The sequence below is a fragment of the Lonsdalea quercina subsp. quercina genome, assembly GCF_000688695.1.
Classification (GTDB): Bacteria; Pseudomonadota; Gammaproteobacteria; order Enterobacterales; family Enterobacteriaceae; genus Lonsdalea; species Lonsdalea quercina_D.
In genome coordinates this window covers 88981-105788 of sequence record NZ_JIBQ01000003.1, presented here as the reverse complement: position 1 = coordinate 105788, position 16808 = coordinate 88981, and the positions used below count along the sequence as shown (strand labels likewise).

At 54.3% G+C, this 16808-nt stretch carries 9 protein-coding genes and 1 pseudogene; 5 read left to right on the top strand and 5 right to left on the bottom strand.

Features of this window, described 5'->3' with window-relative positions:
• Positions 1-172 precede the first annotated feature (172 nt).
• Complete coding sequence (locus SB13_RS01785) at positions 173-1105, bottom strand: alpha/beta hydrolase (RefSeq protein ID WP_026738706.1); 933 nt, start codon at positions 1103-1105, stop codon at positions 173-175.
• A 72-nt stretch (positions 1106-1177) separates the two neighbouring features.
• Between SB13_RS01785 and SB13_RS01780 the strand changes: the two genes are divergently transcribed.
• From SB13_RS01780 to SB13_RS17960, 3 genes are all read left to right on the top strand, one after another.
• A complete protein-coding gene (locus SB13_RS01780) occupies positions 1178-2110 on the top strand; it encodes a LysR family transcriptional regulator (protein WP_026738705.1) in 933 nt (310 codons plus the stop codon).
• A gap of 405 nt (positions 2111-2515) precedes the next feature.
• The gene (locus SB13_RS17670) at positions 2516-3151 is read left to right on the top strand and encodes a hypothetical protein (protein WP_072000187.1); all 636 of its coding nucleotides are present in this window, start codon (positions 2516-2518) and stop codon (positions 3149-3151) included.
• 80 nt (positions 3152-3231) lie between these two features.
• Positions 3232-3318, top strand: a complete 87-nt coding sequence (locus SB13_RS17960; protein ID WP_327062247.1) for a SymE family type I addiction module toxin — start codon at positions 3232-3234, stop codon at positions 3316-3318.
• A gap of 52 nt (positions 3319-3370) precedes the next feature.
• Here SB13_RS17960 and SB13_RS01775 read toward each other — a convergent pair whose 3' ends face one another.
• Positions 3371-3745: a CDI toxin immunity protein gene (locus SB13_RS01775; protein WP_036151345.1), complete on the bottom strand. Its 375-nt coding sequence runs from the start codon at positions 3743-3745 to the stop codon at positions 3371-3373.
• A gap of 5 nt (positions 3746-3750) precedes the next feature.
• Positions 3751-4969, bottom strand: a pseudogene (locus tag SB13_RS18210) (VENN motif pre-toxin domain-containing protein); the annotation flags it as partial.
• A 258-nt stretch (positions 4970-5227) separates the two neighbouring features.
• Between SB13_RS18210 and SB13_RS01760 the strand changes: the two are divergent.
• Positions 5228-5578: a helix-turn-helix domain-containing protein gene (locus tag SB13_RS01760; protein ID WP_036150013.1), complete on the top strand. Its 351-nt coding sequence runs from the start codon at positions 5228-5230 to the stop codon at positions 5576-5578.
• A gap of 87 nt (positions 5579-5665) precedes the next feature.
• The gene (locus tag SB13_RS01755; protein WP_026738702.1) at positions 5666-5890 is read left to right on the top strand and encodes a SymE family type I addiction module toxin; all 225 of its coding nucleotides are present in this window, start codon (positions 5666-5668) and stop codon (positions 5888-5890) included.
• Positions 5891-5935: 45 nt separating this feature from the next.
• On the opposite strand, the gene SB13_RS01750 is transcribed toward SB13_RS01755, so the two are convergent.
• Together SB13_RS01750 and SB13_RS16990 are read right to left on the bottom strand one after the other, a co-directional pair.
• Entirely contained in the window at positions 5936-6202 is a 267-nt protein-coding gene (locus tag SB13_RS01750; RefSeq protein ID WP_026738701.1) for a hypothetical protein, read from the bottom strand.
• Entirely contained in the window at positions 6199-16767 is a 10569-nt protein-coding gene (locus SB13_RS16990; RefSeq protein WP_051619049.1) for a hemagglutinin repeat-containing protein, read from the bottom strand. Before SB13_RS16990 ends, SB13_RS01750 begins: the two co-directional genes overlap by 4 nt.
• Between the last annotated feature and the right edge of the window lie 41 nt (positions 16768-16808).

Genomic DNA, 16808 nt, shown 5'->3' with positions numbered 1-16808 from the left:
AGCGCGAAAATAGATCAGTGTGGCAATGATAGTTGCAGGACCATAATCATGATTAGAAGCGCCCTGTGTTACAGGGCGCATACCTTGAATACGGCTCGACCGAATAAATAAAGAGGCGTCACTGACAATCCAATGACTTCACTTTATACACGGCTTACCACGTTATCGTATCTCATGCGGAGGGAGCCGGTGACAGCGCATCATCCAGAAATCGAACCGCGTTCCGCAGGGCCTGATCGGCCTCGGGAAGCAGTCCCGCAAACAGCGGCCAGACGTGGAACATGCCAGGCCAGATTTCAAGCGACGTCCTTACGCGACTGTCGCCGAGATGAGCCGCCAGTCGTGTGGCACCGCTCAGCATGACCTCGTTTTCACCTATTTGAATCAACGTAGGCGCAAGCCCCCTTACATCCGCAAAAATCGGCGAGGCATCAGGATGGGTGGGTAGCTCCCCGGCAAGAAAAATGCCTGCCAGCTGGTTGAGAAACTCGGTGCTGCACAAAGGATCAATGCCATTTCTGACTTTCGCCGAGTCTCCGCTATGGGTCAGGTCTGCCCAGGGCGACATTGCCACCGCGGCGGCAGGAAGCGCGATATTGGCCTCTTTGGCTTTTCGCATGATCGTCACCACCATAGCTCCCCCAGCGGAATCTCCGGCAATAGCCAGCGATTGCGGGGATACGCCGCTCTCCAACAGAGAGCGATAGGCAAGAAAAGTATCATCGATAGGAGNGGGGAAAGGAGACTCGGGCGCCTGTCGATAGTCCGGGACAAAGACGGTCGCCCGGAGACGTTTGGCATAGTTCCCTGCCAGTCCCCGGTAGGCTTTTATTCCCCCATGAACATAACCGCCCCCATGTATGTAAAACAGAACCCGCCCTTCAATGACGTTGTCAGGCGTTACCGTCATGGTTGACACGCCGCCTAAATCAATGTGGCCGAACGAGACGCCTTCAGGCGCAGGAAAGAGGCTGTCGAGTTTGTCGACATAATCTGCCCGAGCCTCTGGCCAGCCCTTATCGCTCTCGCCCTTCATTTTGAGTAGTACGGGCGTGGCGGCCTGAATCCATCCCTCTAAAGCATTTTGCGCGTTAACAGGTAACATTTGATGGGTCTCCTGGTGAATTATTTTCTACGCTGATACTTTAATTGAACAATTCGGGAAAAGGGTTCGACAATGAGTGTCCGCAAATTCATCAATAACGATCATCCTGGCGGTGGTATTGAGCTCAATACCCTGCGTACCTTCGTCGCGATTGTTGAGGCGGGGAGTTTTGTGGCCGCAGGCAAGACCATTGGGCTGACGCGGTCTGCGGCAGGAAAATCACTGGCGCGGCTCGAAGCGCACCTCGGTACGCGGTTATTGCATCGTTCTACTCGCAGCGTGTCGATGACCGCGGACGGGCAATACTTTTACGAACGCTGTGTCCAAATTCTGGCTGACATCGAGGAAGCGGAAAGCCAGGTCCGGCAGGATAACTTCCAACCCAAAGGCACGCTGCGCCTGACGGTCACCTCGGCGTTCGGCCGGATAGTCATTCTGCCGCTGCTGAATGAGTTTGTTCAAAAATGGCCAGATCTGGAAGTCGAGGTCAGTTTCACGGACAGAATTGTCGATCTGATTGAGGAAGGTTTTGATCTCGGCATCCGATTGGGCGAGATGCCGGTCGACTCACTGATGGTGGCCCGACCGATAACCCACTATCGTCCCTACCTATACGCTTCACCCGCTTATCTTGATCGGCAAGGCCAGCCTGAAAATCTAGCAGATCTCAGCACGCACCAGAGACTGATCTACGGACTGCAATCCAACACCGGTCTGTGGCAACTGACGGGCGAGGATGGAACTGAAGTGTCGATTGCGGGGAATCGCCGCCTGCGTTTTGACAGCGGAGAAGCGATCAAGGATGCGGCGGTGGGAGGCATGGGCATTGCGTTCCTCCCCTCTTTTCTGGCGGAAGATGACCTACGCCACAACCGGCTGGTGAAACTGTTTCCTAACTATTCCGGCAAAAAGATCACCATCAACGCGATCTATCCCCACCGTAAACACCTGGCGGCCAAAGTCAGGCAGTTTATCGATGCGCTGACGATGAATTTTCAGGGGTAAATAAGCGGTAAACGACGAGTCTTAGTTGAGATCCGCCGCGTATTTGCCTGACGTACGGTCATCGCAAATTGCGCGGTCATGATGTTTGTTCCAGTAACGCTCAACTGGCCTTCAATTCAGAAGAATTTGAGAAAATACTACCGGCAACAGATGTCGTGCGGAAATATTGAAATTATACGCGGGGTAAGGCTAGACTAGAGCGAGTTCTTGGGTCAGTGACTATTAGAAGGTTTGAAAGCGAGAAAAACGCCTGACTTTCTGATGAAATAGCACCTGCACACGCATTTTTTTCGCCTGTAGCGCGAAAGATTATGTTTATAAATTGAGGTTTTCGAGAAAATCCTTTATTCCCGCCAACATTTAGCTGAGAAACCATATCGAGTAAGGTATGGAAAGGGGCAAACTGTGAAACGTTTTTATATATTACTAATACTCTTCTTTTTTAGTTCTTCAGGATTTGCCTCTAAAGAACTTGAAATCAATGTAGTCCCATTGACGCTATCTTTAAAAGATAACACGCAGGTCCAAGTATCTTCCTGTGCTGATTTTATTTCTCTAAGAAAATCAGGAGAGATTATTGAATCGCTACCTGATCTTTCAGATCCTGATTATAATGAGGCAAAGAATGCCTTATTCCTTTGCTGGCTAAATAACTATGTTAATATAAACGACATGAGGCCGGTAAACTACTCATTAACACTTCATACTGTTATACAACATTTTCCAGCCACTGCCGGATATATTGTTAGCGATGAAGAGTTGAATAAAGTTAAGCTTGATTTTAAAAACAAAACAATTTTTGAATATATGCCAGACCTAAAAATAAAAAATGGCAGAGGAATATCATTAATAAATAGCGTTAGCTATTTATTAGTCGATTGTTATCGATTTAAGAACGCTAAAAATCAAGAGATAAAAATAGTGGCATTGTCTGGACATTCAATTGGAGGAACCGCTAGCTCTAGACATTTCTGGAGAATTGATGATGAAAGTAAACATGTTTGGAAAGTAACTGAGCTAGATGAGAATAGTCCTTTTTGAAAGTGTATCGCCACGCCGACCGCAATGACATGACGCGCTATTACAGCCCCGGCCCCAGCTAGCACCCCAAGGGTGACTGGCTGGAAGATGCGGGATTTGGGACCGATATACCGGTCGTCATCACCGTTGAACACGGGCAATTGGTGATACGCATTGTGGCTGAGTGACAGACAAAAAAATCCCGGCTTTTTTAGGGGTCGGGATTCGTATTTCCTCAGGTTACTGGTTTATTCCTAAGCGAAAATTATCTGATGGAAATAAAGGCTGAATTATAATTTCATTATTAAAAATAAATAATTTTGGTGATAACGCTGTGACATCATAAATATTTCCCGCAATCAAACTTAGTTTCGTTCTGAAAATAGGAATGCTAGCATCATCTACAAAAACAAAAACATCATCATTAATTATGGTATTTTTGTTCAACAACTCATCAACACTCTCATAATCCGAATACTTTATTTCTGACCAAGAAACATTTCCTTTTACACGTGGATATTTATTCAAAATACCCACAATCACCTGTTTAGTTTGCCCCTCAACTATATGAAAATCAGCACATAGTGCTTCACGACATTCTTCAAACAAAGTCATTTCTTCTACCTATTTAGCTGCTTCAATATAGTTTCAAAATAATTTTCATTACCCTCAAAAATTACAACTTTCTTCACTGCTTTTCCAGGGCCTTTGCCTTGAGAGTAATCCCATATATTAATATGAGTACCTTTTTCAGGATCATAATCAACACGCCAACCAACTTTTCCATCGCTAGATTGACGTCCAATAATTTTTCCATTTCCAGCACTCACTTCTAAACGCCTGACAACAGGTTTAGAGTCTGCCCCTAAATTACCTACAAGGTTTAATGCCTTGTTTCGAGCAGTTTCCTAGATTTCTCCGGTTTTAGAGTTTGTTCAATTTTCGGTTGAGCACTTCCCTTGGCCTTACCAATCCCTCCGAACGCTGCTGCCGCTGCACCCGCAATAATATCTGCCTGAATATTATCCAGGCCATACTCATTCTGGAGCGCCTCGGAGACTTTGTTTGTCGCGACAACACCTTCAACCTGCATTTGCTGTGCAAAAGTCGCCGTCAGATCGTAAACCATCTTGATCGGGATATTTTCACCCAGAGCACGATCTATTGACTGTTTCACAGCCAGGCTGTCGGTCAGTACATCGCCGTATTTATGCTGGCAGGTTGTCGGACTGGTTGCGCAGTCACTGATAAGCTGTTGTTGCTGAGTAGTGCTAAGTTCCTCGTACTTCTTGATGAAACCGCTACAGTCACCGCCATTTGCCTGGCAGGATTTCATTGCAACCGACCACGCATCTATCTGCTTACTGCTCAGATAGTTATTCTCAACCTCAACCCTGGCCGCATTACCCGCGCTCACTATCCCGCTCGTGTCGCCGGTGGCCAGTCCTCCGCCTGCCGCACCCAGTGCTGAAACCAGATTGAGGATAACCATTTTCTCATCCGGCGCCAATTCCCCGGCTTCTTTTCCATAAATTGCCAGCGCTAACGTTTTTGCACTCGCTGCAGCGATGATCCTCCCGCCGCGCCCGCTGTCACATTGCCTCCCTGCGCTTTCGCAAGGACCGCTGACACCAGCGTATGCAGCGCTATACGCGCACCCTCATAATCTCCGCTCGCCTCCTTTATCAGCTTTGCCAGCACCGGTGCTGCTCCCGCTGCCGCTCCGCTCTGTACATTGCCCCCCAGAGCCCCGGCCAGCAGACCGCTCACCGATGTCCCTGCCGTCCAAAACGGACTGCCGACTCCGTACTCGCTTTCCGCCGCCTTGAACGTCGCCGAACCCAGCACGCGCTGTTCAATCTCCGTTTCGCTCAGGCCGTCAAGCTCGCCCGATGCCACCATCTCATCACGCGCCTGCTGTTTCGCCGCATCCTGCTTGCTCTCTGCATACGCCGTCATCGCCTGCGTGCCCAGTGCCGTGGCCTGCTGCTGAATCTCCAGTTTGTCTCGGATGCCATCCCTGTCGAAATTATTGTCCAGCGCGCTATGCGCATGCTCCGTGTCCCGACTCATCGTCCCGACATCTTGCTTCTGGTTATGACCGCGTTGGGCAAACGGATCACCGCCTTGCGCAAGGAAGCCGGACTGACTCAGGTGCAACTGGCACAGGCGCTGAATGTCTCCCAGCAGGCCGTGCAGTCATGGGAAGCGGGCAGAAGACGCATACAGATATCCGTACTGCCCGCTGTGGCACGGTTATTGTCGGTTTCTCTTGAGGATTTACTCGGCGGAACGCCTGACCGTACACCATGCAAGCGCGGCCCGGCATCACGGCTGGAACAGCAGATTCAGGTTATCAGCCAGTTACCCCGCAGCAGGCAGAAGCTGGTATCAGAGATGCTCGACGCCGTGATCACTCAGGCGCAACAGGCAGGAACGGACGGTTAATAAAAAGACAGGTTTTTTAACGCGCCGGCAATGAGTTGGCACCTCACTGCCGACGCTCACCACAACAACTATCTGAGGTAGTTAATCATGGCTGAACACGATTCTAAGTCAGAACCCCGCGCAACTGAAGTAAAAGAACCACAACGGCATTACACCGTCGGGTACGCTCCCAACGGCGGTAAAAAACCGCCCAGCCCGCAGCTTAAGCTCAGCGGCAGGTGGCTGGAAGAACTCGGCTTCAACACCGGCCAACCGGTTATCGTCACCGTTGAGCGCGGTAAACTGGTCATTGAGGCGGAGATTAGGATCTGACGGGTAAAAACGATGTTCCCGGCCACCTAGCCGGGATCTTTTAGTTTATTTGGCTAATGATTTTCTAGCCTCACGCTCTTGTAGCTTGGCTTTTATCCAGAGGCCTATACCTAGAATAAAACCAGCAAGACATCCTTTTTTTAAAGCGACATGAAGCGCATCGGCCCATAAAAAAAGAAATTGACCGTCGCTAAAATAAAAAACTGCTGATACCCCTAACTGGCATATAAAAAGAACGGCGGATACCAAAAAAGAACAATAAAAGATCAAAAAAAACAGCCACACAATGCCTACTTTTTTAAAAGTTTTCATTGCGCTTTACCTCTTTTATCCAATTCGCTTTTTACAGCATTTCCGGTTAGCTCTGAGGCGGCAGATCCCGTAACTGCACCAACAACATCCTTTGTTACTTGATCAGTTACTGGAGACAATGCGTCAACAACTTTACCGCCAACGCTACCAGCCACACTACCGACCCCAGCACCAATTACAGAATTGGTCGGATCTTCTCCTTTAATACCGCTGCCAACCGCAGCTCCCGCCATATTTATAGCTGCTGATAATCCAATACCTTTCCCCGTCGTTGCTGCTGCTGTTACCCCTGCCATAATCGCATCAACGTAACTGAACGGATCTTTTCCGGTAAGCTGAACACCGGTATTAACCCCCACACCAATTGCTGCATTAGCCGCCATACCTTTCACAGTAACACCCAGCACACTGCCTACGAATATGGCAGGCGCATCGCCGATGCTGGCATTCGATTTGTGATAGCCCCAGGTGTTCATGATTGTCTGAGCCTTAGACATGGCTTCAGAGTCAGGATTACGTTTCATGTAATCCTGTCCAGAGAGCAAACCTTTGACCAGTTCCTGCGAAACAGCAGAACCGTGCTCCCTCTCCATCTCAGACGCATAAACACGCAGGTAGCCCGCCAGTTCAGCCTGCTCGGCACTACTCATTTGTGAAGGGTCTCTGGTAAATTTATCCACCAGTGCATCACTACGTTTATCGGCGTTTTCCAGTTTAATCAGCTCATTAGCGGTTGCTAATGACTTATCACCATTCTTAATTTTCTCAACCGCCTTGTCGAGTTTGTCTGAAGATGTTGCACCGAGGAAGTTATTCTCAACCGCATTCTTACCCGCCTGCGCGCCCGTCGCTGCACCCGCTGTGCTGTCGCTGCTCACTCCCCCCGCTATACCAGAGGCCAGCGTCGCCAACGCGCTAATATTATCTTTCTGTTGCGACGTCAGCTCTTTACTGTCCGATGTGCCGTACAATACCAAAGCTATCGCAGGTGCCGCCAACTCGCCTGTCGCCGCGCCTATGGCTCCCGCTGCGCCATTACCGCCGCTAAGCTCTGCTACCACCCCACCCAGTATCGCATGCGCCATCAAGTTGTTCAGCTTCTGCGTTTCCGTCAGCGTGCTGTAATCCGCATTATCCGTCGTGATTTCCTTCACCTTCTCCGCCAAATACGGCGCAGCTCCCTGCGCCAGCGCCGCTTTGATGTCTCCCCCCGCCAAGGCCTGCAACGCACGGACCACCGCATTCACTCCGGTTTTGACACTATTATCCGTTTCAGAATGCGTCGCTTTCGTCGACTCGTACGTATTATAAATATCTAGCGACTGGCTGGCGATGTCGCTCACCAATTGCGCCTGTCGCAGACGCTTCTGCTCTTTTTCCTTGTCGAATATCGGGTCGATGGCGCCTTCATTCGCGTTCTCCGTATCACGATTCAGCTGTGACACGTCCTGAGACTGGTCGGTCTGATGGCGGATTATCAATCCCCCTTCGCTCACCGCTGACTTGGTGACGCCCTCTGCATGTCCGCTGCTGCTCTCATTGCCTATCGGCAACGCGCTCATGTTACTCATCAGGTTGGCTCCTATCGAACCACCGCTGCTGAAGCCCGCGCTTTGATGCTCCGATTTGTAATCGGCCTGATTATGAATATCGCTCCAGCCCAGCGTCCCCGTATCCAGCAGGTTCTTGTCCTTGTCCGCCGTGCTCGCTATCACTGCGCCATCAAGCTGGGTATGGTTGCCGACCGTAATGTTATAGCCACCTTGACCGGCAAACAGTCCGCTCTGCTCCTTCACAGAGTCGTAATTGCTGTTCACCTTATCCTTAGACATATTGATGCTGGCGGAGCCCGTCATCGAACCAAAGGTGAAGCTGGCCCCCGCGCTGACACTCTGCTGCTTGGCATCGTAACTGTTGCTATCCTGCTCACTCGTGAGCGTCAGGTTACGCCCCACGTCGGCGGTAATGCTCTCACCATTGACCTGTGCGCCTTTCAAGGTTGTATCGCGTCCGCTGGTAAGATTAATACCGCTGCCCGCATCCAGCGTCGTTTCGTTGTGCGTCAGTCCGTTGCCGTTTTCATGACCTTTACTGCTGTTCACGCTGGCGGATACGGTAATGCCGTATCCGCCAGAGCCCACACCGATGCCGACGCCGACACTGCCNCCCTGACTGCTGTTTTTACTGACGGTTTTCTCCGTATTCTGGGCTGACAACAGGTTGATATCTCTGGCGGCATCCAGTGTCATATCACCAGCCGCCTTCAACTGACTGCCGGCGATGGAGATGTCGCCACTTTCCTCACCGTTCTTGTTGCCTGTCGCTGTAATCGAGAGATGACGACCTGCATTAAGCGTACTGCCCTGCGCCTGACTGCTTTCACTGTGCGTTTCGCTTTTCGACGATTGGCTGCCATAAGACAAGGTCACGCCGATCGTATTGGTAGAGCCCTGTGCTGCTTTAGGATCGTCCGAAGACACGCCTGCCGCGGCGTTTTGCGCATTAGCTGATTCCGTGACCGCACTATCATGATCCCAGCCTTGAGCCGCCTGAACACCGCTCAATGCCGCTTTCGTGCCTTGCAACGCGCTGAGTCGACTATCACTTTCCTGCCTCGATTTCTGCGCCGTACTCACCGCCGTGTTCAGCGCGCTGCCTACCGTGCCGGATAACGCTAACGTAAAGCCGCTCTGTTTCGATTCAAAGGTCTCATGGCGATTGACTTCGTCGCGGCCAGAGTCAATCTCAACGCTGTCGCCGCTCAGGCTGAGGTCTTTGCCTGCCACCAGATCGGCCCCACCGATATGCAGTTTATCGCCAGCGGTGATGCTCACATTGCCTTGGTTACTGCCCACCGTGCTGAAACTCTGATTCTGTAGCGTTCCTTTTTCGTCAACCTCGTGACGGGTCGACTGCTTACCGACGGTAAAGCCGATACCGCCACCGCTCATCAGACCGCTCTTGGTCTTTTCTTCCAGCAGATAATGAGACTCGGTTTCCGTGGCGGCAGAGATATCCACGTTGTGGCCCGCCCGCAGTGCAACATCTTGGTCGGCTGCGATCGCCGAGCCGCTGACGGACAGATCATTCCCAGCATTCACGCTGACGCTGTTACCGCTCAGCAGCGAGCCTCGTTCCGTCGTGAAGCTATCATCTTGTACCGTGGTGCTGGCGCTCTTGTTCAAAAAGCCTTTTTTCTGAGAACGCTCTTCAAGATGTTCAGACTCTTTTTCGGTTGCGCTGTTTATCGCCACATCGTTTTTGGCCTGTAGCGCAATCTCGCCGAGTTCGCTGTGCAGCGTACTGCCGGTAACGGCAAGATCGCCTTCACGCGCAATCGCGGTCACGCCGCCCTGGCCGCTAAAGGTGCTGCCCACCACGGCATCGCTGGCGCTATCAATCATGCGCTGGCTTTTCGTCCGCCCATCCTGTTTGTCTTCGCTGTCGAAAGCATTCGTTAGCTGATGCGCTTCTTTAATCGTGACGTTATCCGCACTGACGCCGACCCGACCTTCCGTACTGTCGACCTGAGCGCCCTCCGCGAGCAAATCCTTGCCTGCGATCAAGGTGACCCCCTTGGCGCCGCTCATTGCGCTGAGCAGCAGACGATCTTCCTCCCGACTATTGCTCACTGACGACGTGCTGCTGTTGGCCTCAAGGTGGGTGGTATTGGTGGATTTGTCCGCCAGCAAATTGATATCGCCGCCCGCTTGCACGCCTAGCTGCCCTCCCGCGCTGGCCTGACTGCCGCGCAGCGTAATATCTTGGCCGGCTTTGAGCGACAAATTGCCCCCGGCCTTCAGCTCGCTCCCCAGAGCCTGTTGCCACTCCCCGCTGAGTGTCGCCATACGCTCACCGGCTTCTTCCATACCGTCGCTGGTTCGATTGCCCATCGCACCGGAAATGACCTCCAACCCATCAGACTTGAAGCTGCTTTTCGCCGCGCTGATGTCCAGATTATCGCGAGCGCTCAAGCTAAGGTTATTCGTCGCGTCAAGTTTGGCGCCCTGCAGATGGATGTCGTTGCCGCTGAGGCTAATGTCGCTGGCGCTTAGGGTGGCCTGACGCAAGGCGTCCTGAAGATTCGTACTCATAGTCAGGCTTTCCGCCTGAACGTTAATGCTGTCAGCCTTGATATCGCCACTCAGATGCGAAAATTGCCCCGCATCGATGCTCAGCGCCTTGTCGGCGAACAGATTGCCCGCATTCGCGATGCTGTCCGCAGAGAGATCCAGCTCGCCACCGGCAATCAGCGCGCCATCACCTGTCAGGCGCAGTGTGGACTGAGCGAGGTAAACCTTAGGCACGAGAACGGTTTGCGGACCTGAAGCCGTCTCGACCGTCTCGTCAACCATCCAGACGATATCCTGCTGAAGTGAGGCGATCTGCTCCGGCGTCAACGCCACGCCCGTGACCAGATGAAAGTCCTGCGCCACTTTGATGCCGTTGTTCATCAGATTCTGGTACTGCGCCATGGCATCTTCACCCTGAACGGACTGACGTCCGGTCAGACTCAGCACCTGGTCCCGCACCAATCGCTGTTCGTAGAATCCGTCACCCAGACGTTTATGCACCGTCGACGGGTCATACCCTACCTGCGACAGCAGATAATCGCTGCTGACAAACTGCGTGCGGCTGGTAAACCGTTCATCGGTGACCACCAGATAAGGGCTGCCCGTCGCCGGATTCTGGCGGAACAGACCATTGTCCGGAATCGAGGTCGCGACGCTGCCGACATATTGCTTAGCCGTCAGCGCCACTTCGGCTGGCAGCAGCGGTCGGCCTAATCCCGATGGGCTTCCGGCCGTGGCTTTACCGCCCGGGGCTAGCGCCACGTTAGCCTGCTGACCGTCGACGCCCTCAACGCTAAACGCCAGCGGGTTACGCTCCCACTCCGCCCTTTCCGCCTCGGCCGCTTTCAGCGCCGCTTCCACGCTGCTGATCTGAGCCTGATCCACAGTCGTATTAGTCATATTCGCCGCGGTGATGGCGACCTTTCCTTGACCGGAAATGATGCCGTCGATCGTCGTGAGGGCCGTAGTGGCATCGTAGTTTGTGGTGGGATACCAGTGACGCGTATCTCTGTCGTAGTGGTCGGCAATCACTTCGGTGCGATGTTCGTTGACAGAGTATCCCCGGTTATCAACGTTGCCGCCCCCTTCAATCCCCAGATTGCCATTTGCGGTAATCACGCTGGCGTCATTGAGCAAGGAGCCGTTGATACGCAGCGTCATGTCGCCGCCCGCCAGAATTCGGGCGCCGGTCCCTTCCGAAATCAGTCTGTCACGCGTGAGCGAGCCGGTCACCGTACGCTCACGCAGGTTGTTGTAGTCCGTGACGTTTGGCGCGCTGTAAATATCGATGTGCTTTTCCGGATCCCACTGTTCCAGCCTGCCGCTGTTGAATTCGCGCCAGACGGTGTTTTGGTAAGGCGTCGGCACCGCTCTCTGCCAATATCCCGTGGTTTGATAAAACGTCATGGCATAGCTGCCATCCGTATTCGGCTGGAGGGCAAGGTAATTGACCCACATGTCCGTTAATGTTCCAGACGTGTTTTTCACGCGAACCTGCGCCCGCTTGCCGGCTGCATCAATCGCCAGAATCGTGCCGTAAGGATTGCTTTGCGCCGCCGCCTCATTTTGGAACGTCAGCGACTGCGTGACGGGGGCCACGGTGTTCTTATCGGTGTTGACCGTTAAGTCATATGAACGCCAGAAGTAGTTGTAGCGCTGCCATTTGTAATTACTAGACTCCGCATCGCGCTCGATGTTCAGCCCCACGCGCTCGTTGACTAACCGCTGCGCATCGACTGTCACATTGCCGTCCGCCTCGATCGCGCTGGCCCGGTTTTCGATGAGATCGTGACTGCCCAACTGTAAGCTGCCGCCGCTGAAAATCAGGGCGCCGTCACGGTTAGTCAGACGTTCATTACCGCGTAAATTGAGCGACTGGGTGGCCGCCAGCACCGCTCCCGAGCCATAGTTGTCAATGACGCGGCCACGAAGGGTCAGATTGTCGCCCATCACCGCATTCGGGTTATCCAGCGTGTCGAAATCAAGCGTCATCGCGTCCGCTTCAATCCGTCCGCGGTTGGTCAGTTGCCCGGTAGTGACCTGCATTGACTTGCCGACCAGAGTGCCTTGGTTGCTGAAGTGAGCGCTGTTCAAGGTCAGGTCGCCGGGAAGCAGCCAGTCCGTCATATTGGTTAAAACGCCGGCGACGGAAAACGTGAGCGCGCCGTTGCTGCTCAACGTGTCGCCCGCACGGTGGGTATAGTCCTGCTGTACGCTGAGGCTTAACGCCTGCTGACTCTGCAACGTACCGCCCTGATTGTTCAGGGACAGGGCATCGAGAACCAGCGATGCCCCGCTCTGCATCAACCCGTTGGGGTTCAATACCGACAACGCAGAAGCCGCGCGCGTCAGACGACTGCTGAGAGCATTAATGCTGAGCGGCCCGTTTGCGATCACTCTCCCCTGAGTGTTATCTAACTGGGTCAGTCCTGTCAGCGTCATGGCCCCGGCGCTTTGTAGGCGCCCTGCCGTGTTATCCGCTGCTCGCGCGTTCACCCCTGTGCGCGTCGTCCCTATGATCAGTCCGCCATCACGGTTATTCAACGTATCACTTTGGATATCCAGCGCGCCCTGACTGCTGATGGTCCCTTGCCCGTTATTGTTCAACTGTGGGGCATTGAGGACAAAATCTTGTGTGGAAACCAGCTGTCCCGCCTGATTGTTGACCTGACTCCCGGCCAGCGTCAGCGCATTACCGCTATGCAGTTTGCCCTGCGAGTTATTCAGCGTATCGACATGGTACGTCCCTACGCCTTGACTAATGAGCGTTCCGCCCGCGTTGTCCAGCTGGGGAGCGTTGATTGTCAGGCCGCTTTGACTGCTGATCACCCCTTGCTGGTTATTCACACGATTGGCGGCAATGCGCTGATCGCCATTGCTGCGCAGCGCTCCGCCCTGATTGCTTAGCTCGCCCGACGTACTCAGCAGCATCTGTTGCTGGCTGTCTATTGTGCCGCCATTGTTTTGCAGCGATTGCGCCTGGAGCGTCAGCGTTTCTCCGCTTTGCAGCTTGCCCTGCTGATTGTCGATCTGTGTTCCAACATTCAAATTCAACTGCTTCTGGCTATACAACAGGCCGCCCTGCGTATTATCCAGCCTCTGTGCCGCCAGACTTAAGCCCTCACCCGCCAGCCACTGTCCACCCGCATTATTCACGGTGCCGGTATCGTCGTCCGCCGTGTTGCCCCGCACAGTCAACTGATGCTGAGCGCTGACCTTACCCGCTCGGTTATCGATATCGCCCGCCACCCTTAAGGTCATATCGGCGGCAGACTGCAATCCCCCTTCCGCGTTGGCTAACGCGTCGGCCGTCAGCTGTGCGCTCTGTTGCGACTGTACGCTGCCCTTCGTATTGTCAAAGCGAGCGGCGTCGGCACGCCACTCGCCCTGAGTGCCCATCCACCCCTGATCGTTCAGGATCTCCTGCGCAGTCAGCGTTTGCGAGGATTGACTGAAAATGCGCCCGCTGCCGTTATCCAGCGTCTCTGTCAGCTGCATGTCCAGACTGCCCAACGCGTTAACCGTGCCCTGCGCGTTGTACAGATTAGCGGCACGCAGCACGGCCGGCCCCTGACTGGTCAACTGACCACCCTGATTATCCCAGTCTGAAGACAGATCGAATGAAAGTGCTTGCTGGCCCAGTACCACGCCCTGCTGACGGTTGCTCAGACGCCCGCCCTTCAGAACCAGATCGCCGCCGCTCTGTAACGAACCGCTGTCATTATTCAGTAAGCTGGTCGACGCGCCTCGCCAGTTGAGGTCGTCCTGAGCCGTCAATTTACCTGACTGGTTGATGACATCGGCAGCCGTGTTCAGTGATAACGCGCCGCCTGACTGTAGCCGCCCCTGGGTATTGTCGAGGTGGCGGGCCGTCGCGACCACCCGGCCTCCGCCTTGCGCGGTTCCCTCCTGATTGTTCCAGTCGCCTTCGGTCTGGACCTCCAGCGTCTCGGCGGCTTCGAGCAGTCCGGCAGTATTATCTACTCCGCCCTGAACATGCAGGTTCAGGTTTTGTCCGGCGATAACGTGACCCTGCGCGTTATCGAGCTGTCCGGCCGTGACGCTGAGCTCCGCCCCGTTGGCTTCCCCGTCCCGGTTGGTCAATAGCCCGTCAGTGTGTAGTACCAGTTTCTCGCCGGAAGACAACAGTCCCTGCGCATTGTTCAGCGCCTGCGCCGCATTCACCGCCAGCGAGCGCTGACCGATGACCTTCCCTTTTTCATTCGCGAAATGCGTCGCGCCGAGTTCAACCGTCGTCGCGCTGATCTCACCCGCTTGGTTGTTGACGCCGCCTGCGGCATTGAGCGAGAGGTGGTCGCCTGACAACAGCTTGCCGCTATCGTTTTTGATATTGTTTGCTGTGGCGCTAATCAGCGTTTCACTTTGTGCGGTGCCGCCCTGGTTGTTCCAGTCGCCTTCGGTCTGAATAGCAAGATCCTGTCCGGCCCCAATAAAGCCCTGCTGGTTATCCAACCCCTGATGCGCGATAAGCTGAAGATCTTGCTGACTGATCACCTGCCCAAGCGCGTTGTTCAAACTTTGGGCCGTGAGCTGTAGCTGCTCCCCGCCAAGAACCCCTGAGTGGTTGTCGAACTGACCCGCGTCAAGGCTCAGCGCAGTGCCCGCCAAGAGAGTGCCGCGGGTGTTATCCACGTCGCCTGCGCTGTTCATTCGCAGCGCCTGCAGGCTTTTAACCGAGCCTGCCTGATTTTTCAGTGTGCCGACATTGAGTGCCAAGTCGCCGTTGCTGCCCAGCTCGCCATCGCTGTTATTCAGCAATCCTTCTACCTGCCACTCCCGTGCGTGGCTATCCAGCGACACCAGCCGACCACTCTGGTTATCCACCTCACCGGCAAAGAAACCCAGGTTGTTCGCCTCAATATCGCCTTGCGTATTATCAAGCTTGCCGTTCAGTCTGAAGCGACTTTCCCCGACATCGGTCTGTACCCAGACGGCCTGCTGGTTGAGCATATTATTGCCACCCACCGCCCAAGATCCCGTCTTGACCTGTGCCTGACGGGCGTCGATATCCCCAGAGGTATTGATAGTGAACTGCTGACTGTCGACGTTGGCTTGCTGCAACCCGACGCCGCCGCTTTGTGCGGTGACCGTCGCCTGCCTGGCGGCAAGCTGCGCCTGACTGATATCGACGCGCTTGCCGGCCAACGCGACGTTTTTCTGACTCAACAGGCTGCCGCTGCTGCGGACCTCGCCCTGACTGGTCAGAGNGAGATCGGCTTCATTTATCAACGTACTACTGGTGTCACTGCCCGCCAACAGATGCCCGGTATTTTCAATTCCCGCCGCGGCGGAGAGCTGGACGTCTCCGGCTGCCGCAAGGGTGCCGGATTGCTTAATCGAGCCCGCACGACTCTGAACATTTAACGTGCCGCCGCTGTGTAATTTTCCATCGTGCTCAATATCATTATTGGCCGTCAGAGTGATGGACTCTCCCGCCTGCGTCACGGCCTCCTGCTGGGCGGGCTGCCAGACCAGTCGACCTTCACTGCTGACAGTCAGCGTTTTGCCTGCCTGTAGTTGTCCGCCCTGATTGCGCACCCCGACGCCCGCTTCAGTGCCTATCATGTGAATCTGGCCGCTGTACATCCCGCCCATCTGGCCCATATCGATGGCCAGCTCGGGTTTAGCTTCATCCGACGCCGCGGAAGGAACGATGGTTTCACCGTCTGCGCTGACGCGGTTACGGCCTGCGACGACGTTGACTTTCTCTTTGGCCCAGACGCCCGCATTCACCTCAACGGCACGGGCAAGCACATCGACATACTCCGTATCATGGCGGGCGTCGCCGTTCAGCCCNCCGCCTTCGATACGCACGACGCCGCGCTCAACCTGATAACCGGCCAAGCTGCCATCCGCATTGAGTTGGGGTTTGCCGGTAGTCAGGGTCATCCGCCCCGCATTGATTGTCCCGCAGCCGTCGCAGACAATCCCCGACGGGTTAGCCACAATGACCTGAGCGCGTCCGCCCGCCACTTCCATATAGCCGCGAAGCTGGCTGGGATTGCTGCTATTAACCTCATTCAGGATGACTTTGGCTGACGCGCTACCCGCATTCAGATTGGGGTTGCCTTGAATCATCCCCGCCATCTGGGTTGAGGTCATTGCCGCCGAATTGTTCAGAATGGCCCCTTTCTGATCGACATCGAACTGGCTGTACTGATTGTGTGAAATCCCGGCCTGATTCGGCGCGGTGATGTTGACCTGAGGAAGACCATTTTGCGTGGCAATGACATCGGGTCGTTGGCCCGCCGCCGCACCGCTATCCGCCACAATGCCCGCCGCCAGCGCCGGACTGGCGAACAATGCCAGTCCCAGCATCCAGACCGCACGACGCACCGTCACCCACAAACGAACGGCCCCCGGACCTCGGGTCTGACCGGGTTCGCTGCTGCAACTACGCGCTAATTCGGAAACAACACGTAACTCGCCGTGCGTGCGGCTAAAAATAAGACGGTAACAATGCTTGTTCATGACATCCTTCCGTGAAAAAGGTTAATCCCTGGAAAAAAACA